Annotated in this window: 10 protein-coding genes and 1 tRNA gene; 9 read left to right on the top strand and 2 right to left on the bottom strand. The window is 63.8% G+C overall.

Going from position 1 to position 21,631, the window contains the following annotated elements; all coding sequences use genetic code 11:
* Positions 1 to 125 precede the first annotated feature (125 nt).
* Positions 126 to 362: a hypothetical protein gene (locus tag BA895_RS14680; RefSeq protein ID WP_070192625.1), complete on the bottom strand. Its 237-nt coding sequence runs from the start codon at positions 360 to 362 to the stop codon at positions 126 to 128.
* A gap of 498 nt (positions 363 to 860) precedes the next feature.
* On the opposite strand from BA895_RS14680, the gene BA895_RS14675 reads away from it, so the two are divergent.
* The 9 genes from BA895_RS14675 to BA895_RS14635 all read left to right on the top strand — a co-directional run bounded on the left by BA895_RS14675 (position 861) and on the right by BA895_RS14635 (position 20,827).
* Entirely contained in the window at positions 861 to 2,678 is a 1,818-nt protein-coding gene (locus BA895_RS14675; RefSeq protein ID WP_254666480.1) for a DNA/RNA helicase domain-containing protein, read from the top strand.
* A 96-nt stretch (positions 2,679 to 2,774) separates the two neighbouring features.
* Entirely contained in the window at positions 2,775 to 3,638 is an 864-nt protein-coding gene (locus BA895_RS14670; protein WP_083283377.1) for an HNH endonuclease, read from the top strand.
* A 318-nt stretch (positions 3,639 to 3,956) separates the two neighbouring features.
* Entirely contained in the window at positions 3,957 to 4,886 is a 930-nt protein-coding gene (locus BA895_RS14665; RefSeq protein WP_083283376.1) for a lecithin retinol acyltransferase family protein, read from the top strand.
* A gap of 76 nt (positions 4,887 to 4,962) precedes the next feature.
* Complete coding sequence (locus tag BA895_RS14660) at positions 4,963 to 8,403, top strand: helicase-related protein (protein WP_254666479.1); 3,441 nt, start codon at positions 4,963 to 4,965, stop codon at positions 8,401 to 8,403.
* Positions 8,404 to 8,548: 145 nt separating this feature from the next.
* Positions 8,549 to 11,359 carry a DUF1156 domain-containing protein gene (locus BA895_RS14655; RefSeq protein WP_254666478.1) on the top strand — a complete coding sequence of 937 codons (2,811 nt, stop codon included), beginning with the start codon at positions 8,549 to 8,551 and terminating at the stop codon, positions 11,357 to 11,359.
* 3 nt (positions 11,360 to 11,362) lie between these two features.
* Complete coding sequence (locus BA895_RS14650; RefSeq protein WP_070192622.1) at positions 11,363 to 13,210, top strand: DUF262 domain-containing protein; 1,848 nt, start codon at positions 11,363 to 11,365, stop codon at positions 13,208 to 13,210.
* Positions 13,210 to 16,545 carry a Swt1 family HEPN domain-containing protein gene (locus BA895_RS14645; protein ID WP_139142668.1) on the top strand — a complete coding sequence of 1,112 codons (3,336 nt, stop codon included), beginning with the start codon at positions 13,210 to 13,212 and terminating at the stop codon, positions 16,543 to 16,545. The genes BA895_RS14650 and BA895_RS14645 overlap by 1 nt, the downstream gene beginning before the upstream one ends.
* Positions 16,546 to 16,547: 2 nt before the next feature.
* Positions 16,548 to 18,425 (top strand): hypothetical protein, encoded by a 1,878-nt coding sequence (locus BA895_RS14640; protein ID WP_070192621.1) that lies wholly within the window; start codon positions 16,548 to 16,550, stop codon positions 18,423 to 18,425.
* 86 nt (positions 18,426 to 18,511) lie between these two features.
* Positions 18,512 to 20,827 (top strand): UvrD-helicase domain-containing protein, encoded by a 2,316-nt coding sequence (locus tag BA895_RS14635; RefSeq protein WP_070192620.1) that lies wholly within the window; start codon positions 18,512 to 18,514, stop codon positions 20,825 to 20,827.
* Between the two features lie 724 nt (positions 20,828 to 21,551).
* Here BA895_RS14635 and BA895_RS14630 read toward each other — a convergent pair.
* Positions 21,552 to 21,627 (bottom strand) — tRNA-Phe (locus tag BA895_RS14630).
* Positions 21,628 to 21,631: the final 4 nt, after the last annotated feature.

The raw sequence follows: 21,631 nt of genomic DNA, 5'->3' as shown, positions 1-21,631 counted from the left end.
ACCTACTCGGATGCCGCAGGGTCAGCTCCCGCTGGTGCCTGAGCGGGTGCCGACGTTCCTGCAAGCGTCATTCCTCCCAGCACGAAGGCTCCATGGTTTTAGGTCGAGTGTTTGCCTCGTTTGGGTCAGAGACCCGGAAATGTCTTGCGGATGATCGACAGCAGTTCCTGTGCCTGAGCGCGGTCGAGCTGGATCGACTGACTCACGGTGCCTTGGTCCTTGCGGCCGTCTGAACCGTAGGTGTCCAGTTGCAGCACCTTAGTCCCATCGCGCTCGGTAACCTTCCAGCCGCACGAACAGGTGGTGTGCGGGCGCGTGGTCGTCGCTGACTTCGACGCGAAGAACTGGTTGATGTAGGCCATTCGGCATTCCTACCAGGCAAGTCATGGCCGAGTGCGGTTTGGACGTTTCGGGCGCGGTCACCGCTGACGGTGAACAGCAGGTCTGCGGCAACGGCAAGGCCGCGCCATCTGGGGTGCAGACGAAGCCTCATCCATGCGGCCCCGTTGGCAAACTGCACTTTGAAGGTGAGGAGCTCGCTTAGCTGGTCACCGACAGGACTGCGCGGGATGACGTGGACCGTTCCCGTCCTTGACGTCGCAGATCGTCACGCAGTTAAAGGGGGCGACGTCGCCTGACGCCCGGAGATTTCCACCGAAGGGCTCAACCCGTGCAAAGCGCACGGCGGGGTCACGGCGATTCCAGGCAGGGACTGGTTAGGCTTCACCTGTCATTGCGGCCCGACGGGCTTCCTCACGGACACGCCCCCACACCGCACGAGTTTCTTCGTGCTGCCAGGGGACCTGTTCGTGCATCTACTCCGGACCTCCGTTCGAGGCTTCTCTGCTCTGGAGGCGCACTTGGCTGACCACATCGCAGAGCAGATGAGCATTCAGACGGGTCACCGCCCGTCAGCAAGCGAGTCGCGTTCTTGGCAACGTAGCCTCCCAGCGCTGCGGGCGGACCTGATGTCCGCGGGACTCGACGGCGTGGAGATGCTCATTGAGCACCAGCTTCCGTTGACCAGCAAGCGTGCTGACGTCGTCCTGGCCGGCATCCACCCGAAAACGGGTGACCCCTCCTACGTCGTGGTGGAGTTGAAGCAATGGAGCTCTGCCCAGCGCTTCGAGGACAGTGAGACCTTGGTGGAGGTCGAGCAGTACGGGCACCGTGCTGTGACGCACCCCGCCTTGCAGGTCGCCGACTACTGCGAGTATCTGTCGTCCTTCACCGTCATGCTGGCCGAGCAGTCGCACTCGCTGGCAGGCGTTGCCTACCTGCACAACGCGACGGATCTCGGAGTCGCGGATCTCCTTGACGTACGGCGACCCACGCACGGCGCCATTTTCACCAACCAGCGTCGTGGGGCGTTCGTGGACTATTTGCGGACGCATCTGGCCCCGGGGCGAGAGGGAGCGGATTCCGCAGATGCCCTGCTACGAAGCCGGATCGCACCGAGCAAGCAACTGTTGGCGGTGGCAGCCGAGGAGGTGCAGAGCCGAGAACAATTTGTGTTGCTGGATGAGCAGAGAGACGCCTACGAACACGTGTTGCATGCGGTGAGTCGGGCGCGACGCGCCAACAGAAAAACCGCGATCGTGGTGAGCGGGGGGCCGGGCAGTGGCAAGTCCGTCATCGCGTTGTCCCTGATGGGGGAACTCTCGCGTCAAGGACGGCCGGTGATGCATGCCACCGGATCACGTTCATTTACCCAGACCCTGCGCAAGGTGGCCGGCCGGCGGGCGCCTGCCGTGGCGAAGCTGTTCACGTACTTCAACTCGTTCATGTCGGCAGAACCCAACGATCTGGACTGTCTGATCCTGGACGAGGCTCACCGGATTCGAGAGACCTCCGTCAGCCGGTACACGCGCAAGGAGCTGCGGAACGCGGGCCGCCCCCAGATGTACGAGTTGCTTAACGCTGCGAGGGTGCCGGTGTTCCTTCTGGACGAGCATCAGGTGGTTCGGCCTGGTGAGATGGGCACGGTCGAAGACATCGAGGCGCACGCGTCGGCGCTCGGCATGGGGGTTCAGCACATCAGCCTCAACGACCAGTTCCGTTGCGGTGGATCAGAGATCTATGTGCAGTGGGTGTTACGGCTGCTCGGCCTCGCACCTGGCGGACCCGTGCCGTGGGCCGGGGATGACGGATTCGACGTGTCCTTGGCGGACACACCTGAAGAGCTCGAGCACGTCATGTCCAAGCACGAAAGCAACGGCTACTCGGCGCGGATGGCAGCTGGGTACTGCTGGCCGTGGAGCGACCCTCGGTCGGACGGCTCGCTGGTTGAAGATGTCCAGATCGGCGGTTGGTCACGTCCGTGGAATCTGCGTGGAGATCGATCGGTGGGTGGCGCACCGCCGGCTGCATTGTGGGCCAGTGAACCTGCTGGCTTCGGCCAGGTCGGCTGTGTCTATACGGCGCAGGGCTTTGAATACGACCACGCGGGGGTCATTCTTGGGCCCGACCTGGTTTGGCGGGAGGGGAGTTGGCGATCGGTGCGCTCAGCCAACCGTGACCCCGACTTTCGCATTCGTACCAAAGTCAGCAATGCCCAGTTCGATGCTCTCGTACGCAACGTCTACAAGGTCCTACTGACCCGCGGCATGCGGAGCGTCACTATCTATTCTACTGATCCGCAAACGCGCGACCAAATTCGAACTTTGATCCGGCGCTGAATTTCGGCGCTTCGCTACAAACCAATCACCATCAACGGACCGACAGGCTTCCTTCTGGACACGCCTCACCCGTGATTCACACGGAAGAGGCATGCCATGGCAAGTTGGGTCGTCACGATTGATGCGGATCACGTTCAGCACTGGAGCATTGCAGAATCGCATGGGTTTTGGGATATGCCGAAGTTCCAAAAAGTCGCGTTCGGTGACTTGGTGTATTTCTGGCAGGCAGGCGGCTCCCTTATTGCTCAGTGCTTGGTAACTCAAGGGGCTTATCCCATTCCACCCCAACACCCGACGCCCTGGGAGGACTCGGGTTCTCGGAGCTACGTCGCGAGGTTCCACTTCGACGTTCTGTCGGAAGCGCCAGCTTCGCAACCGCGCTGGGGTCTCCTGCAGGAGGCGATGATTAAGAAGATGTCGCCGCAGCTTTTCCCCCGGTTCGACTCCGATCAGGACCAGGCGAGACTCGCGGAATTCTTCCAAGCGTCACCCGACGTAGAAGTCAGTTACGAGGACCTTCGAAGCGAAGGTCTAGAAGATATGGATGACGACCGTCGCGGCATTGATCTTAGAGCTATACGGACGCGTCAAGGGCAACAGGGGTTCCGAAACAAATTGATCTCGATCTACGAAGGGTGTGCTGTGTCGGGCACCAGCACAATCGATGTGCTCGAGGCGGCTCACATCTCCCCCCACAAGGGTCCCCACACGAATGGCATCAAGAACGGCATCCTACTGCGAGCGGATATCCATGTGCTTTTTGACCTACGCCTGCTCACTATTACCCCGGATCTGGAGGTGCGCGTCCATCCGCGGCTGGAAGATGAGTACGCCAGTTTCAATAGGAAGCCGTTGGCAATTATCCCCGAGCCGAAGAGTCGGCCGCATTCTCAATTGCTCTTGGCGCACAATGCTCGCTGCAAATGGTTGATCAAGCAAACGGCTACAGCCGCTAAATAGAGACTAGGCGCTGATCTGAAGGGCCAAGCGTCGAAGGCCTAGCGCTCCAGAGGCGGGAGGGCCCAAGTAGAGTCTGAGCGCGATTTGGCCAGGCCACCGCACACTCCGCAACAAGTTCGACAGGACGGTTGACTATGCCGTCGTCGATCACGTGTGCATGAAGCTCCGCTACAGGACGATGACTGGGAACTGGCGAGTGGATCGATAGACCGCGACAGGCAGCTGATCCGTCGATCCACTCGAACGAATCTGTGAAAGACGAGACAAGGCGGACAAGACGACCTACTTTGGCCTGAACGGGATGAAGGGGAGGCCAAAATGGCTCGAGCAGATCACATCTATGTGAGCAGGGGTGTCTACACCCACCACGGAATAGACGCTGGTGACGGAACCGTCATCCACTTCACGGGGGAGCCAGGCAAGGCCAAGCTCGACGCGGCCATCGCCCGGACCCCGCTTGACGACTTTCTGAACGGCGGCGATCTCAAAATCAGGCGCTACGGACAGCGGGATGAGGCTAACGTCACGATGGCTCGCGCCGAGTCGCGACAGGGTGATGCGGGCTACCACCTCGTCATCAACAACTGTGAGCATTTCGCGACTTGGTGCTGCACTGGGCGTAGCGCCAGTGAGCAGGTACGGGGCGTTGGTGGCCTCACGGCCCATGGTGCGGTGGCCGGCGTGACGGTCGCAGCGACTACTGGCGTCGTGGGGGCCATGGGCGCCGTGGCCGGGCTCAGCGGCGCAGGAATCATGTCGGGGCTGGCTACAGCGGGCTCGCTCGTCGGAGCAGGGGCCGCCGCCGGTCCGGCCATGATTGGTCTCGGCCCAGCCGTCGTTGGCGTAGGGATCACACAGGTGGCCCTTCGCGACGACGCCAGCCTGCCAGTGGATGAACGCAAAGCACGTCGAGATGGTCGAGCGGCCTCGTTCGTGGGCGCCGGAGCCAGCACCGTTGGTGGTGTCGCGGCAGTGAGCGCCGTTGGCGTATCGGGGCTGAGTGCCGCCGGCATTGCCAGCGGGCTGGCCACTATTGGTTCAGTAGTAGGCGGTGGCATGGCGGCGGGCACTGTGGTTGTCGTTGCCGCCCCTGCCGTGGCCGCAGCAGCGGTCGGTGCAGGCGTGTTCATGCTGAGCAAGTGGTTGCGATCGCCTAAGAACGACTCGGATGCCGACAATCGCACCCAGGAGCTGGACAGGGAAACGGCCACTGAGGGATCGGATGGCCCGCCGGTCCCAGCGACGTGATCGTCGAGCGGTATCGTCAGCCGTCACGCCCAGGGCACAGGGACCGCTTACCCGTGCCATCGTTCCGTTCGAAGGGATGGCTTTGAAGCTCGAGGAACTGGCTGCTGGCAACAGATTGTCCGGGGTCCTCCCCGGAGCGGCAGTGCAGATCGTCGCCGTGCAGTGGCACGGTGATGACGCCCTGGAGCTGACGTACAAGTCCGCAGCCGGAGTGCTTGACCAGACGCTGCTCTACCGGGCGGATGAGGGCAAACTCGCACTGGCGCGAACGGCCGGCCGCCCTTTCAACGCTCTAGCGGCAGACTTCAAGCTCGTGGCAGAGGCTCAACGCATCAAGCTGGCGGGTCTGTTTGACCCGATGCTCGCGGTCGCCACCAGCGATGTCGAGCCGCTACCTCATCAGATCCGGGCCGTCTACGGCGAGCTGCTGCCCCGCACCCCCCTGCGCTTCCTCCTCGCCGACGATCCGGGCGCGGGCAAGACCATCATGGCGGGTCTGTACATCAAGGAGCTCCTGCTCCGCGACGACGTCAAGAGGTGCCTCATCGTGGCGCCGGGAGGTCTTGTGGAGCAGTGGCAGGACGAGCTGTTCTACAAGTTCGGGCTGCGCTTCGACATCCTCACCGGTCAGCTCGTCGAGGGCAACATCGGCCTGTCGGTCTTCGACTCCCACCCACTGCTCATCGCTCGGATGGACCAGCTGGCCCGCAACGAAGAGCTGCAACGCCAGCTCGAAGATTCGGAGTGGGATCTGATCATCGTCGACGAGGCGCACCGCATGGGCGCCCACTACTTCGGCGGCAAGTTGGAGAAGACGAAGCGCTTCCTCCTGGGCGAGCTGCTCGGCCAGATCACCCGCCACCTGCTGCTTATGACGGCAACCCCACACTCGGGCAAGGAGGAGGACTTCCAGCTCTTCCTCACCCTGCTCGACCCCGACCGTTTCGCGGGCAAGTACGCCAAGGGCGTTCACAACAGCGATACCAGCGGCATCATGCGCCGGATGGTGAAAGAAGACCTCCTCACCTTCGAGGGCAAGCCGCTCTTTCCAGAGCGCGTGGCCGAGACGGTCCCCTACGAGCTGACCGCGCTTGAGCAGGACCTCTACGAGCAGGTGACGACGTACGTCCGCGAGGGGATGAACCGCGCCGACAAGCTCGATGGCAAGCGTCGCAACACGGTCGGTTTCGCGCTTACCGTGCTGCAGCGTCGCCTCGCCTCGAGCCCGGAGGCGATCTACCAGTCCCTCCTGCGGCGTTCGGGCCGCCTCGAGCGCCGCAAGCAGGATCTGCTCGACGGTAAGGTGCTCGACGACGGCCCCCTCACCACCGACGTGAACGTGCTCGACGATCCTGATGAGTACGCCGCCGACGAGCTCGAGGCGGTGGAGGAGGAGCTGGTCGACGCTGCCACGGCGGCTCGCACCGTTGCCGAGCTCGATGCTGAGCTGCTCGACCTCGCCGATCTGACGTCGCTCGCCAAACGGGTTCGTGACTCCGGCACCGACCGCAAGTGGGTCGAGCTGCGCACCCTCCTCGAAGACCACACGTTCGCTGCCGACCCGGCGGGTAAGCCACGCAAGCTCATCGTCTTCACTGAGCACCGCGACACCCTCGACTACCTCACCCAGCGCATCCGCGTGCTGCTCGGCAAGCCGCAGGCTGTCGAGGCCATCCACGGGGGTGTGCGGCGAGCCGACCGGCGCCGGATCACCGAGGAGTTCACGAAGAACCCCGACGTTCAGGTGCTGATCGCCACGGATGCTGCCGGGGAAGGCCTCAACCTCCAGGTCGCCCACCTCATGGTCAACTACGACCTGCCGTGGAACCCCAACCGCATCGAGCAGCGCTTCGGGCGCATCCACCGCATCGGCCAGACCGAGGTGTGTCGGCTCTGGAACCTCGTCGCCAGCAACACCCGTGAGGGCGAGGTCTTCACCCGCCTTCTCGCCAAAATCGAAGAACAGCGCAAGGCCTACGGCGGCAAGGTCTTCGACGTGCTCGGTCTCGCCTTCGAGGAGTCGCCCCTGCGCGACCTCCTGGTCGAGGCGATCCGCTACGGGGAGCAGCCTGAGGTTCGCGCGAAGATGCACCAGGTCATCGACGCCAAGGTCTCCCAAGGGCTCGAAGAGCTGCTCAACGAGCGCGCCCTCGCCCACGACTCCCTCGCCGACGTCGACCTGGCCAAGCTCCGACGGCAGATGGACGGGGCCCGAGCCCGTCGTCTCCAGCCGCACTACATCGAGGGCGCCTTCCGAGAGGCGTTCAAACGCTTCGGCGGTCGGATGCCGCGACGCGAAAAGGGGCGCTTCGAGCTGAACAACGTTCCCGCGTCGTTACGCTCGGCCAAGTACGGCCCGATCTCCACCCGTTACGAGCGAGTGACCTTCGATCTTCAGTACGTGTCACCGGATGCCGCTGACTCAGCTCGCGCCGACCTGCTCGCTCCCGGCCACCCCCTCCACGACGCGGTGGCCGACGAGACGATTGCCCGCTGGGGCCAGTGTCTGGAGCGTGGCAGCGTTCTGGTCTCGTCTACGGTGGAGGCGCCGACTCTGCTGGTTGGGGTCGTGGAGGAGATCGTCGACGCCACCGGTGCGTTCGTCGCCCGTCGGTTCGGCTACGCCTTCGTCGACGAGAAGGGTGAGGTAACACCCGCCGGGCCGGCGCCCTACCTCGACTGCGTCGCCGCCCCGCCCACAGCTGCTACCGATCAGGCACGAGCCCTGGAATGGGTCGTGGGCGCCGAGGCCCGAGCCACGACCTGGATCATCGCCCACCAGCTCCCGAGCTATCTCGCCGAGGTCCAGCCCCGTCGCGCGGTCGAGCTGAGGCGGACCCAGGAGCAGGTGTCACGGCGCCTCAACAGTGAGATCAACCGGCTCTACGCCGACTCGATCCTCGCCGACGCCCAAGAGCAGGCCGGTCAGAAGCCGAAGCAGAGCGCCGAGTTCCTCGTCCGCAAGGCCAACGAGCTCGAGCTGCGACTGGCCGACCGGCTCGACCAGCTCGACCGGCAAGCCCTGATGTCGACACGGCCGCCGCGTGTGCTGACTGCCGCCCTAATCCTGCCGCTTCGCCTGGTCGATGACGACCTCCCGCCTGACGTTCCTGCCCACGCTGTCGAGACCAAGGCGGTCGAGCGTCGCGGGGTCGACCTCGTGCTGGCCTGCGAGCGGGCCCTGGGCCGCGAACCCGAAGAGCAGGCCTTCAACAACCCCGGCTTCGACATCCTGTCCCACCAATCGGGCGACGATCTGCCCCTTCGCATCGAAGTGAAAGCGCGCCTGCTCGGGGCCGAAGACTTCTTCGTCACCCACAACGAGGTCTTGACCGGCAGAAACGCCGTGCCGCGCTACCGGCTGGCACTGGTCTCCGTCGACCCCCGCGGGCCGGAGCACGATGCCGTGCGGTACCTCGACGATCCCTTTGCCGCCGTTGATCTCGGAGACTTCGACGCGATGGGCGTCAGAGGCAACTGGGCCAAGTCCTGGGCCAGGGGCCGGGTCCCGTTCTGATCATGGGCAATCTGAGCACCTCCTTGGCCCGCGATTCGCGGTGCCGAGCGGGGCCCGGCCGACTAGTTTGGGACGTCTTGGGCAGCTTCGCCCCTGCTCAGCCGCGCCAGCTTTCTATGAAGCAAACCAACCCTCGAGGGGAACCATGACTATGACGCCCAAGCGCAAGCTGATCGAGGTGGCGCTGCCGCTTGAGGCGATCAATCGGGAGTCCGTTCGCGAGAAGTCGATCCGCCACGGCCACCCCTCGACGCTCCACCTGTGGTGGGCCCGTCGGCCCTTGGCGGCCGCCAGGGCGGTGCTCTTCGCTCAGCTCGTCGATGACCCGTCGAGCCACCCTGAGGAGTTCCCGACCGAGGAAGCCCAAAAGGTCGAGCGCGAACGTCTCCACGGCATCATTGAACGACTGGTCGTCTGGGAGAACATCCACGACGAGAAACTGCTCGCCGAAGCTCACGCCGAGATCCTGAAGTCGACCGACGGTCACCCGCCTGCGATCCTCGACCCCTTCGCTGGCGGCGGTACGATCCCACTCGAGGCGCAGCGACTTGGCCTGGAGGCGCACGCCTCGGACCTCAACCCTGTGGCCGTACTGATTAACAAGGCCCTCATCGAGATCCCGCCAAAGTTTCGGGATCAGCCGCCGGTTTTCCCTGGCCTGGATGAATCGCACATGATGGGTTGGAAGAGGGCTCAGGGTCTCGTCGCTGACGTCCGTGCTTATGGGCAATGGGTCAGTGACGAGGCGGAGCGGCGGATCGGGCATCATTACCCAAAGGCGAGGCTTGCCGACGGCTCGATGGCGACCGTAATTGCGTGGCTGTGGGCGCGCACCGTGACGTGCCCGAATCCTGTCTGCGGTATCGAAATGCCTTTGGTGCGTTCTTGGTGGCTCAGCAAAAGAAGGGGAGCCGAGGCATTTGTCGTGCCTATGGTCGTTACGGACGATTCCCACCCGAGCGGTCTCAGTATTAGATATGAAATCTCTTATGACTCGACGAGCGCGCCTACACCTCAGAATGACGGAACCGTAGGTCGCGCTGGAGCCACCTGTGTCGCTTGCAAGACTCCGGTCTTACTGGAGTACGTTCGATCGACGAGTCGATCCGAGGGCCTGGGAGCGCAATTGATGACGATCGTAGCGGCAGGGCCTCTCCGCCGTGTCTATCTTCCCCCGAATGCGGACCATGCAACCGCGGCCAATATCGACGCACCACATGCCATACCGGAGGGCGAGCTATTCGATTGGCCAGGTCGTATCAATGTTTACAGGTACGGAATGACAAGTTTCGCAGATCTTTTCACTAATCGACAACTTGAAGCGCTGACGACACTAAGTGACCTTGTCCGCGAGGCTCGTGAAGTTTGTCTCGCAGACGCGCTCTCGTCGGGCCTTGACCGCGGCCATAGTCTCGAGACCGGGGGGACCGGCGCGACGGCCTACGCCGATGCGGTGACCACGTACCTCGGCATGGGTCTGAGCCGGATGACGGACATCTCCAATGCATTGTGCCGATGGGAAAACACGAAGGAACAAGTCCGCAACCTATTTGGTCGTCAGGCGATTCCGATGCTATGGGACTTCGCGGAGACGCCACCTTTCGGTAAGGCGGCTGGTTCCTACCTGGTGAGTCTTGGTAGCTTGGCGAAAGCCATCGCAGACACCGGAGGACCCACTGCGCAAGTCTTTCAGGCAGACGCTTCTTCACGAGACTACGAAGGCCTGCTCATCAGCACAGATCCGCCCTACTACGATAATATTGGCTACTCTGATTTATCAGACTTCTTCTATGTTTGGCTGCGCAAGTCGTTGCGTGACATCTATCCTTCCCTGTTGAGCACAATGTTGGTCCCGAAGGCAGAGGAGCTTGTTGCTAATCCCTTCCGTCATGACGGTAAGGCAGGTGCCAAATCATTCTTCGAACAGGGTTTTGCCAAAGTTTTTGCCCGTGCGCGCGTGAGTGCGATGACGGATCATCCAACCGTCGTGTGGTACGCCTTCAAACAGTCGGACTCCTCGGATGAAGGAACATCGTCATCCGGTTGGGAGACGCTACTGGAGGGGATGATCAGTGCAGGATGGGCGATCACTGCAACGTGGCCGAATCGGAGCGAGCTGAGCAACCGAATGATCGCCAGTGGTACCAACGCGCTCGCGTCTTCGATTGTCCTCGCGCTTCGACCCCGTCCGGCAGAGGCCCCAACGACGGATCGCCGTGGCTTAATCGTTGCCCTCCACGCCGAGTTGCCTCAAGCCCTGCGCAATCTTCAACTGGGGGCGATAGCGCCCGTCGATCTTCCTCAGGCCGCCATCGGGCCAGGGATGGCGGTCTTCAGCCGGTACTCGTCGGTTATCGAGTCCGACGGTTCGCCGATGACGGTGCGGTCGGCGTTGGCGCGAATCAACGAGATCCTCGACCAGGTGCTCAACGAGCAGGAGGGCGACTTCGACGCCACGACCCGCTTCGCGATCGCGTGGTACCGCCAACACGGTTACCAGACCGGTGTCTTCGGTCAGGCCGACGACCTTGCACGAGCCCGCAACACCTCGGTCGAGGCCATGGATCGTGGCGGTGTCCTGACTTCACGAGCTGGCAAGGTGACGTTGCTCCGCCCTGCTGACCTGCCAACGGACTATGACGTCCTCACCGACGAACAGACGAGCGCGTGGGAGGCGCTGCATCACCTGAGCCGGCTGCTCGAGACGGAGGGCGTCGGCGCCGCCGGCGTTTTCCTCGCCGCCGCTGTGAGCCGACCTGACGGGGTTATCGAGATGGATCTGGTGAAGGAGCTCGCCTTCCTCCTCTTCTCCATCGCCGAGAAGAACGGCTGGACCAAGGACGCCCTCGCCTTCAACACGCTCGCCACCTCGTGGCCCGACATCGTCGATGCCTCGAGAGCCTCTCGAGCGCCGAGCATTTCCCAGTCCGCCTTCGACTTCGACGAGGACGAGTGACCCATGGGCTTCCAGACCCCGCTTTATGAACTGTCTGACTACCTCAAATGGACAACGGGAGGTCGCATTCAGCTGCCCGACTTTCAGCGTGGCTACAAGTGGGAGGAGGAGCGCATCCGCTCCCTGCTGGTCACGGTGCTGCGGGGGCATCCGCTCGGGGTGGTCATGCTGCTCAAGGCCGGCAACGACCAGATCCGCTTCAAGCCCCGCGCGGTCGAAGGGGTCAGCGTCGACCCAGACGTCAAGCCCGAGTTGTTGCTGCTCGACGGTCAGCAGCGTCTCACCTCGCTGACTCAGGCCCTCACGGGTGACGGCACCGTGGCGACGATGGACAGTCGCGGCAAGCTGCTGGAACGGCGGTTCTACGTCGATATCGCGCTTGCCCTGCAAGGAGAGGATCGTATCGACGAGGCGGTGTTCTCCACTCCGGCTGACGGGATCGTGCGGGCCAACTTCGGTCGTGATGTTGTTCTCGACCTCTCTGACGCCGAGAAGGAGCGGCAGGCGGGCTTCTTCCCCCTGAATCTGCTCTTCGCCGGCGCCAACACTGTCACGTGGCTGTTCGCCTACTCCGACCACGACCAGGCCAGCCAGTTCCATGCCCAGGTCGTCCAGCCGGTCACGACCTACAACATCCCGGCCATCGAGCTCGACAACTCGACCACCAAGTCGGCGGTGGCCACGGTCTTCGAGAAGGTGAACACCGGAGGGCTTTCCCTCAACGTCTTCGAGCTGCTCACCGCGACGTTCGCCGGTGACCCAGCCTATTTCGCTGAGCACGGCACCGATTTCCGGCTCAACGACAACTGGGAGGAGACGCGGGCGAAGTTTGTCGCCTACCCGGTGCTCTCGTCGCTGGAGAACACCGACTTCCTCCAGGCCGTCACCATGCTCGCGACGTGGAAGAGGAATCGTGACCATGCTGGCCCTCGCCCTCCGGCAGTGTCAGCCAAGCGCGAAGACGTGCTCAAGCTGTCGCTCGATGAGTATCTCGAGTGGGTCGCGCCCCTGCGGGAGGCGTTCGTGTGGGCGTCCGACTTCCTGGCCGACCGCTACATCTTCGATACGAAGTTCTTGCCCTACCCCAAGCAGCTCGTCCCGCTCGCGGCCATCCGGGTGCTGATGGGGCATGATGCCGACCTGCTCGGCCCCCGCGAGAAGCTGGTGCGGTGGTTCTGGTGCGGCATCCTGGGCGAGCTCTACGGGAGTGCCATTGAGAACCGCTTCGTTCGTGACCTCGAGCTCGTGCCGTCGTGGGCGCGCGGCGAGGTAGACGCTGACACGCCGCGGACGGTGCAAGACGCGACCTTCGTCGAGTCGCGACTGCACTCGCTGCGCACTCGGAATGCGGCAGCGTATAAGGGCATCTACGCGTTGCTTCTCGCCAACGGCGCCCGAGATTGGATGGAGGATAAGGCTCTGGACCGCGTCCAGTACGTGAGTCTGGCGGTCGACATCCACCACATCTTTCCGCAGGCATGGTGTCGGCAGCATGACGTCGACGATGAGCATCGCGAGAGCATCGTCAACAAGACTGCTATCTCGGCCACCACCAACCGCACCATCGGTGGTGTGGCGCCGTCGGCCTACCTCGCCTACATCGAGAAGCGGGCTCAGATCGAGCCGGAGCGCCTCGACGCCCTTTTGGCAGGTCACCTCGTGCCCGCCGACTTGTTGCGTGTCGACGCATTCGATGCCTACTTCGCCCGTCGTCGCGAGCTGCTGTGCGAGCTGGTGGAGAAGGCGATGGGCAAGGCCGTGCCGCGCGATCTCGACGAGGGTGAGGCCGGAGAGACGTCGGCCGAGTTCGATGAGGCGATGGTGGCCGAGACCGCGGAGGAGGAGGACTGATGGCAACCAGCAACAAGGAACGCATCGGCAGATTGTTCGACCTGATGGCACCACCGGTCGACGCTTTTCTGGTCGAAACGATCGCGCCGGGTATCGAGCCGGGCCAGTCGTGGACGTCGCTGGTGGCGGCCGTCGATGCCGGCAAAGGCATCATCGGCAAGCAGTACGACGCCCTCGACCCGCAAGTACAGCTGCGGATGCTCACCGAGAACATTCCTCACAAGCTGAAGCCCGGCTGGTATCCCTTCAGCGCCAGGCTGGGCCGCGCCCAACAGGGCTTTGCCAACGAGCTGCGCGACACCCGTAACGACTGGGCCCACAACCGCAGCTTTACCGACGACGATGCCTACCGCGCGCTCGACACGGCTGAGCGGTTCCTGACCGTCATCGGGGCGCCGGAAGCTGCCGCCGCGGTGGAGAAGATCCGACTCGACCTGCGCCGGGTGAGCGCGGCCAAACAGGATCGCCGCAGCGTTAAGGACGATGTCGACAACCCGTCGTCGCCGGGGGTGAAGCCGTGGCGGGAGGTCCTACGCCCGCATGATGACGTGGCCATGGGCAACTTCCAGGCCGCTGAGTTCGCGGCCGATCTCTACAAAGTGGCGGTGAGCAAGGACGCGCCGAAGGACTACGCCGACCCTGTCGAGTTCTTCTCTCGCACGTACCTGACTGCCGGGCTGCGTGACCTTCTCACCGGGGCGGTGCGACGACTCTCCGGTGACGACAACGCGTCACCGGTGATCAACCTTCAGACCAACTTCGGTGGCGGCAAGACGCACTCCATGCTGGCCCTCTGGCACTTGGCGAGCGGCTGCCCCCTAGGAGATCTGCCTCAAGAACTCCAGGACTTGCTGAGTGGCGGCGGCTACGACACCCTGCCGGCCAAGGTGGGTCAGGTCGCCATCGTCGGCAACCACACCGCCACGTCTGGCTTCGACCACGGCGCGACCCACATCAACACGCTGTGGGGTGAGCTTGCCTGGCAGCTGGGCGGTGACGAGGGGTACGCCCTGGTGGCCAAGGCCGACCACGACCGCACTCCCCCTGGTCAGGCGTTGCACGCACTGTTGGCGGCTTACGCGCCGGCGGTCATCCTCATCGACGAGTGGGTGGCCTACGCCCGCAGTCTGCTCGGCCGCGAGGACCTGGCGGGCGGGACGTTCGATGACCAGTTCACCTTTGCCCAGTCGTTGACCGAGGCGGCCAAGGGCACGTCCGGCATCCTGTTGGCGATTTCCATACCCGCCTCCGAGAGCGGCGACGACTCGCGAATCGTGGCTGGGAACGCCGAGGAGGTCGGTGGCTCCAACGGGCTGGAGGCGCTCAAGCGCCTGCAGAACGTGGTGCGCCGTGTCGCAGACCAGTGGCGACCCGCCTCCTCCGACGAGGCTTACCACATCGTGCGACAACGCCTCTTCACCACGCCGGATGCCGCTGCGCTCGCGGCGATCGGCGCGACGTCGAAAGCGTTCGTGGAGTATTACCGCAAGCACTCAGCAGACTTTCCTCGGGAGGCCCGTGACACCGCCTACGAGGAGCGCATCAAACAGACCTACCCGATCCACCCCGAGCTCTTCGACCGCCTCTACGAGGACTGGTCGACCCTCGAGCGCTTCCAGCGCACCCGCGGCGTCCTCCGTTTGATGAACAAGATCATCCACGCCCTCTGGGTTGGAGAGGACCAGTCGCCCCTCATTATGCCGGCGTCGATCCCCTTGGCGGAGAGCTCGGTCAACTCAGAGATTACCGGCTACCTCGAAGACCGGTGGAAGGCGATCATCGACGCCGACGTCGACGGCGCCAACTCTGAGCCGGCCAAGATCGACAAGGACAAACCGCTCTTCGGTCAACGGTCCCTGACCAAGCGACTCGCCCGCACGGTGTTCTTCGGCGCAGCTCCAACGATCGGTTCAGCCCACAAAGGGCTCGAGTCCCAACGGGTGTTTCTCGGCACGGCCGTGCCCGGTGACGTACCCGGCAACTTTCACTCAGCACTGGCCCAGCTCGGTGATAAAGCCACCTACTTCTACTCTGGCTCTGGCAAGTACTGGTACGACTTGCAGGCTAATATCTCGCGCCGGGCCAAGGACCAGGCCGACCGGTTGCATCCCGAAGATGTCTGGGCCGAGATCGTTCGACGCCTCGCCGTTCAGGGTCGCACTCGCGGCGACTTCGCCGGAGTGCACGTCTGCCCAGAAGACAACGGCGACCTGCCTGATACCGACGAAGCGCGCCTCGTCATCCTGCACCCCAAGACCTCGCACAAACGCAACAGTCCTGACTCGACCGCGATGGTGTTCGCCCAGCGAGCCACCGAGAACCGCGGCGCGGCCAACCGAGCCAACCGCAACATGCTCGTCTTTCTGGCGGCCGACGAGGACCGTCTCTCCGAGCTGGACAGTGTGGTGAGGGAGTACCTCGGCTGGTCGGATGTGCTCGCGAAACAGGACGAGCTCGACCTCACCCAGAACCAGAAGAACCAGGCGATCGACAAGCAGAAGCAGGCGAACGAGACGGCCCAGGCCCGGTTGCTCGGTACCTACCAGTGGGCCTTGGTTCCTGACGGGCAGCCGGTCGTTATCAAGGCGACGAAGGTCGAAGGGCAGGCCCCCGCCTTGGCTGAGCGCGTCTCGAAACGACTCGGCAACGACGGCGCTTTGACGACGCAGCAGGCCGCCGCTGCCATTCGCCTCCAGCTCGACACCACGGCCAAGTCGCTTTGGGAGAGTGGACATGTAGCGGTCGGCGACCTTTGGAAACTCTATGCCGCCTACGCCTACATGCCTCGGCTCCGCGACCGAAGCGTGCTCAACGAGGGGCTCCTCAATGCGCCCCTACTCTGGGAGCGGGACGGCTTCGCCCTGGCGGACAGCTACGAGAAGCAAGCGGACGGGACCAGCCGCTACCGCGGTCTCGTGTTACCCCGCGAAGACTTCCTGAGCGGGATCCGCGACTCGACCCTCATCGTCAAGCCGCCCGTCGCGCTTGAGCAGCGCCGAAAAGAGCAGCCCGAGATCCCGAATGACCCCAATGTTCCCGTCATCTCACCCGCGCCCGACACGCCTCCCAGGCCAGAGCCTGGGCCCACCCCCAAGCCCCGCAAGACTCGCTTCTTCGGCACCAAAGAGCTGAGCGCGGACGCCTACGCCAAGGACTTCAAGAAGATCACCGACGAGATCCTCAGCCATCTGGCCGGGACCCCCGGCGCCACCCTGCGGGTCACGCTCGAGATCGAAGCGACCCAGGCCTCCGGCTTTGACGAGAGCAAGGTGAGGACGGTCTCGGAGAACGCCAAGACCCTAAAGTTTGACCAGTCCGGCTTCGAGGACGCCTGAGCATGAGCGAAATCCTTCGCGGGCCGGCGCCGCTGCGCGTCGATGCTGCTCGCCGTGGGTCGAAGAACTACAGCGCCTTCATGCGGGCGAGCGACGCGACGGCTGTGGTGGCCGCGGTGGAGGAGTGCTTCTCGTCGTGGCTCGAGAGCAAAGGCCTCGGCGCCCACGGGGACACGGGAGAGTGGTCGTCAGAGGGAAAGGCCGCGTCGCTGCAGAGGGCGCAGGACGGCGACCAAGCCGTCCTCCGCGCCCGCCTGATCGAGAGCGACCAGGCGACTGGCACGTGGACGACAGATCTCCTTGCCTCAGATGCCGGCTGGATTCACCTCGCAGTGAGGAACGCCGAGGGCCGTATGGTGGCGGTGCCGCGGCTGGCGAAGAGCCTCATGGCGTCGCTCGACCTCAGTGACGCGTCGTTGCAGCTCAAGAACGACGTCAAGTTGTGGGACGTCGGCGAACTGGACCAGCTCGTGGACCTCCTCCAAGACCGCGACCGCCATGGCCTGGTGCTCGTGGCGGGCACGGGTCCGGACCCGGGCCTCTTCCAGGCCTTCCGCGAACGCATCCCCAAGTGGACCCGTGAAGTCTACGGCCTGGCTCAGAGCATTGTGCTCACGCCACAAGCGACGTATGCCCTCGGGGAGCGACTCCATTTTCATGCCGTGGCGCCGTGGACAGTGCGCACCTACTACCCCGGTCTTGACCCCAGCAGCGCCGTGGACAGTCGTCGGCACCGCTATCTCACGACTGCGACCCTCGCCAACGAAAGTGATGGGCGGCTGCGCAGCCTCCTCGCGAATGTAGCCCGCCTCCAGGCCTCACAGCGGCCGGAACCAGCAGAGGCGGTGCACGTTCGTCGTGTCCTGGAGCGCGACGAGACCAGACGTCTCCTCGAGCACCTCCAGCGTCAGCCAGAAGCTCAGTCGGCGGCAGTTGACCCGATTGTCGAGCCGTCGGCCGAACCAGTCACTACGTCCCAGGTCGCCGACGCTCCTCCCAGCGCGAAGACGGACCTGTCAGAGACACAGCTCGAGGCCCGGCCCGAACTCGTTCACGGCCTCGCGCTTCTGGGTGGACGCCTCGGTCTCTCCACCGTCACGCCTGAGACCGTGACGGAGGCCGTGGAAAGACTGCTGGTTCTCCGAGGCGAGCTCACCGAGCAGGTGCAACGGGCCAGTCTCCGGATCAAGGAGCAGTCGGCGAAGTCGGAGGAGCTCGAAGACAAGCTGCGCTTGGCCGCCAATCTTTTAGACGACGACTCCTTGGAGCAGGCCAGCCTCCAGCAGGAACTGGACGGTGCCCGGTCAGAGAGTCAATGGCTGCGCGACCGTTTGCGCAGCCTCGAGGACTACGAAGGGGCCGTGGCTCAGCCTGATGTTGCCGCCACCGACTACCCCACGTCCTGCCTGGAAGTGGTCGAGCGCCTCGAGGACCTCGCAGCGGGAGTCATCGTTTTCACCGGGGACGTCGACGACGTCTCTGCCGTGGATGAGGTCGACGTCCTTCAGTTGGCCGCGAGAACAGCGTGGGACTCCTGCATTTCATTGAAGGAGTACGCCCGCGCCAAGGCTGCGGGGGCCTGCTCGAACGGCGTCGACCACTACTTGCGACACCGTCCGTCCGGCTACGACGGCATCAGCCCCGGAAAGCATGGGATGACGGAGACGGGGGTCACCATGCGCCGCTTCGGAAGCGAGCGAAGCTTCCCCGTGCCGAGTTCAGTCGACGCTACGGGACGCAAGACCATGACGGCGCATTTCAAACTGGCCCGCATCGGGATGTTCAGCCCCCGCCTCTACTATTTCGACGATCTGCCGGCCAGCGGCAAGATCTATCTCGGTTATTTAGGACGGCATCTGACCAACACACAGTCAAACTAAGAGGCCTGCCCGCCCGGAAAAGGGAGGCGGTGTCGGCGCACCGCCTTAGGGTGGCGTCAAAGATGGCGATGACAGGGAGAGTTTGAGTGGCCAAGGCTGCGGAGATCAAGAAAGAACAGAACTATTTCGACACGGCATGGGAGGCGCGGGAGCGCAAGCGGCAGAACCTCAAGGGCGCCCACCTCGCCGCGGGCGGTAACAACAAGGGGATGGCCGCGGTGGGGCGGGCGGCCAACAAGGAGCTCGAGAAGCTCGGCGGTACCGACGACGCCGTGGCCTTCGGACGCTTCGATCTCGATGGCGAACCGATGTACATCGGAAACCACGTGATCTCCACCGATGACCGCGACCTGCTCGTCATCAACTGGCAGGCTCCTGCCGCAGAACGGTTCTACCAAGCCACCGTTCAAGACGCGCTCGGCCTGTCGCGCAAACGCACCTTCCTCACCGATCGAAACAGGGTCAAAGACTTCGACGACGTCGTCTTTGCCGACATCGCGGCACGTCTCGAAGAACTTACGGGCGCTGAGCAGTGGGGCGTTGACGACGCCGTCTTGAAGGATCTCGATGCTGACCGCACGGGCGAGATGCGCGACATCGTCAAGACGATTCACGCCTCGCAGGACCAGCTCATCCGTAAGCCCTTGGACCGTTTGCTCCTCATCCAGGGAGGCCCGGGGACCGGCAAGACCGCCCTTGCCCTCCACCGCATCTCTTGGCTGCTTTTCAACCACCAGGACACCTTGGCGCCACAGGATTGCCTTGTCGTCGGCCCCAATCCCACCTTCACCCGCTACATCAAGGCGGTGCTTCCTGGCCTCGGCGATGGGGACGTCTCCTACCGAGACCTCCGAAATCTGGGACCTCAAGGCAGCCACGCCCTCGCGGAGTCGACCACGCTTGCCCGCATGAAGGGTGAACTGCGGATGGCTCGCCTGTTGCGAACCGGGCTCTGGCAACGGGTGCGCTTCCCAGAGCGAGCCCGGACCCTTGAGGTGGGCACCGGCACCGGTGTTCCTGTCTTCAACCGTGACGAGGTCGAGGCAGAGCTCGCCAAGCAGATGCGACAGTCGAACTACAACGCGGGACGGCAGGGCTTTCGTGCCTTCCTCACCACCCAAGCAGTCCTCCGAGCGCCCCGTGGGCCGCAGCCGTCTTCACAGGCAATCGACAATGCCGTGGAGCGGGTGTGGCCCTCCCTAACGCCGCAGTCCTCCCTGCGTGATCTCCTCGGGTCGCGAGACCGACTACTCTCAGCGGCGGGGGAAGAGTTCACAGCAGCAGATGTCAACCGCCTCCAGCGATCGCCCTCGGAGAAAGTATCGGACCAGCGGTGGAGTGACTCAGATGTCGCCCTGCTCGATGAACTCGACGAACTCATCAACGGGCGTGGGCCAACCTTCGCCCACATCATCGTCGACGAAGCACAGGATCTGTCGCCACTTCAGCTCCGCAGTATCAAGCGCCGGTCGCGGACTGGATCGATGACAGTCGTAGGAGACCTGGCACAGTCCACGGGTGCGTGGGCTCGAGACTCTTGGGAAGACCTCGCTGCCAATCTATCGGGCGACGCAGAAGTCGAAACAGCCGAGTTGACGTTGGGCTACCGGGTGCCCCGACAAGTGTACGAGTTCGCCGCCGAGCTCCTCCCCTACGCAGCTCCCGAGGTGTCCGCCCCCAGAGTGGTGCGCGACGGTCCGGCAGAGCCGGACCTCATCGAGGTGCCCTCAGACGGACTAGCGGCTCAGGCGGTTTCAGCTGCCAGTCAGCACGCCGGCAGCGGTCGGTTCGTCGGCTTGATCGCCCCGGAACATCTGCGCGACGAGATCATCACCGAGTTCAGAAACCGTGACATCAGCTGGGCAGACGTCAGAGCCGGCAACTTGGACAAGTCGATCAACTTGTCGACCCCTCGTGAGTCCAAGGGTTTGGAGTTCGATGCCGTCGTGGTCGTCGACCCCACGGGCGTCGTGCAGGAGGCGGAGCGTGGGTATCGAATGCTCTACGTTGCCCTCACGCGCACCACCAAGTACCTGACGGTGGTCCATGACGGGGTTGCGATGCCACTTCCCGCCACCGTGGAGTCGGAGGTGCCCCCCTCACGGCTCGCTGTGCGGACAGTGGACACGCCTCCCGCCGAAGGAGAAGACATCGCGGCCACGCCGGGGGTTACTGACGTCGACGCGTCTTCGAGGGTTCGGCACTCGCCCCCGGAAACGGCCACCGAGCCATCAGGACGAAGGGCCCCGGATCTCGGATCGGTGCTGGTTCGCGCAGCGGCTGCCTCAGTGGCCGACCAGATCCGGGCTAGTGTCGCCCCTGCTCAGTGGGCTGCCCTCATCGACCAGTTGCGACGTGACCTTGAGGTCAGCCAAGAGGACGTCTTCGACCGGTTCGACTGAGGCGACCGCTGGGTTCGCAGCCTCCCTGGGTTGCAAGGAAAGACCGAGAGCCTCGGGAAAGGGAAGGCTGGGGTGCTCTCGATAGGTGTACCGCTGCCAGCGGGACGGATGCCGGGGGGCACCTCCTACCCACCAGACAGGAAATCGCGCCCTCAAGAGACCGCGCTCGAGCCAGGCCACCTGTTCGTCGTGGTGGCGTCTAGCGACGCCCGTCGGCTTGCTCAACCCGTAGGCCAGAAGGACACCGTCAGCCCTTTGCAGCCCCGAAACGATGTCAACTCGCGCCTGCTCCCACCCTTCTGCTAAAGCGCCGGCGTCGCTAATGGCACTCGTTCGGTAGGTGGGCAACCCGAAGAGGTTGACGACAAGGGCTGCCTCGAAACCCAGAACACGACGAGCCATCTCCACCCGGTTCATGGTTCTCAGGCCGGACGTGGTGGGCGGATTGCTCGCGACGACCAGCAACGACAGCCGAGGGGCGGGAGGGGGTTGGGGCGGCACAAGGACGAAGCGTGGCACAGCTAGGCTCTCAGCCCGAAACGCCGACGTCTGCTAGTTCAAAAGAGATCCGTTGCGCGCTGTGCTGGCGGCAAGAGCTTTAGGCCCCCCTTGAGGACTCGTACGTGGCGTAACCATCTTTGATCGACTGCTCGTGCTTGCGCAGCCACGTCGACTATAGAAAGTGAAGCCGCAGGTCACAAAGGCGTGACCTGCGGCTTCGTGGTGGTGGCCAGAGACGGGGTCGAACCGCCGACCTTTCGATTTTCAGTCGAACGCTCTACCAACTGAGCTATCTGGCCTTGC

Origin of the sequence: Humibacillus sp. DSM 29435 (assembly GCF_001758225.1) — a bacterium.
Taxonomy (GTDB): Bacteria; Actinomycetota; Actinomycetes; order Actinomycetales; family Dermatophilaceae; genus DSM-29435.
The sequence above is the reverse complement of the archived record's forward strand: the minus strand, read 5'-3'. Positions and strand labels throughout refer to the sequence as shown.

Excerpts from the sequence above, each read along its gene's own strand:
- BA895_RS14680 (WP_070192625.1), bottom strand. The coding sequence starts at position 362 with ATGGCCTACATCAACCAGTTCTTCGCGTCGAAGTCAGCGACGACCACG.
- BA895_RS14670 (WP_083283377.1), top strand. The coding sequence starts at position 2,775 with ATGGCAAGTTGGGTCGTCACGATTGATGCGGATCACGTTCAGCACTGG.
- BA895_RS14665 (WP_083283376.1), top strand. The coding sequence starts at position 3,957 with ATGGCTCGAGCAGATCACATCTATGTGAGCAGGGGTGTCTACACCCAC.
- BA895_RS14660 (WP_254666479.1), top strand. The coding sequence starts at position 4,963 with ATGGCTTTGAAGCTCGAGGAACTGGCTGCTGGCAACAGATTGTCCGGG.
- BA895_RS14655 (WP_254666478.1), top strand. The coding sequence starts at position 8,549 with ATGACTATGACGCCCAAGCGCAAGCTGATCGAGGTGGCGCTGCCGCTT.
- BA895_RS14650 (WP_070192622.1), top strand. The coding sequence starts at position 11,363 with ATGGGCTTCCAGACCCCGCTTTATGAACTGTCTGACTACCTCAAATGG.
- BA895_RS14645 (WP_139142668.1), top strand. The coding sequence starts at position 13,210 with ATGGCAACCAGCAACAAGGAACGCATCGGCAGATTGTTCGACCTGATG.
- BA895_RS14640 (WP_070192621.1), top strand. The coding sequence starts at position 16,548 with ATGAGCGAAATCCTTCGCGGGCCGGCGCCGCTGCGCGTCGATGCTGCT.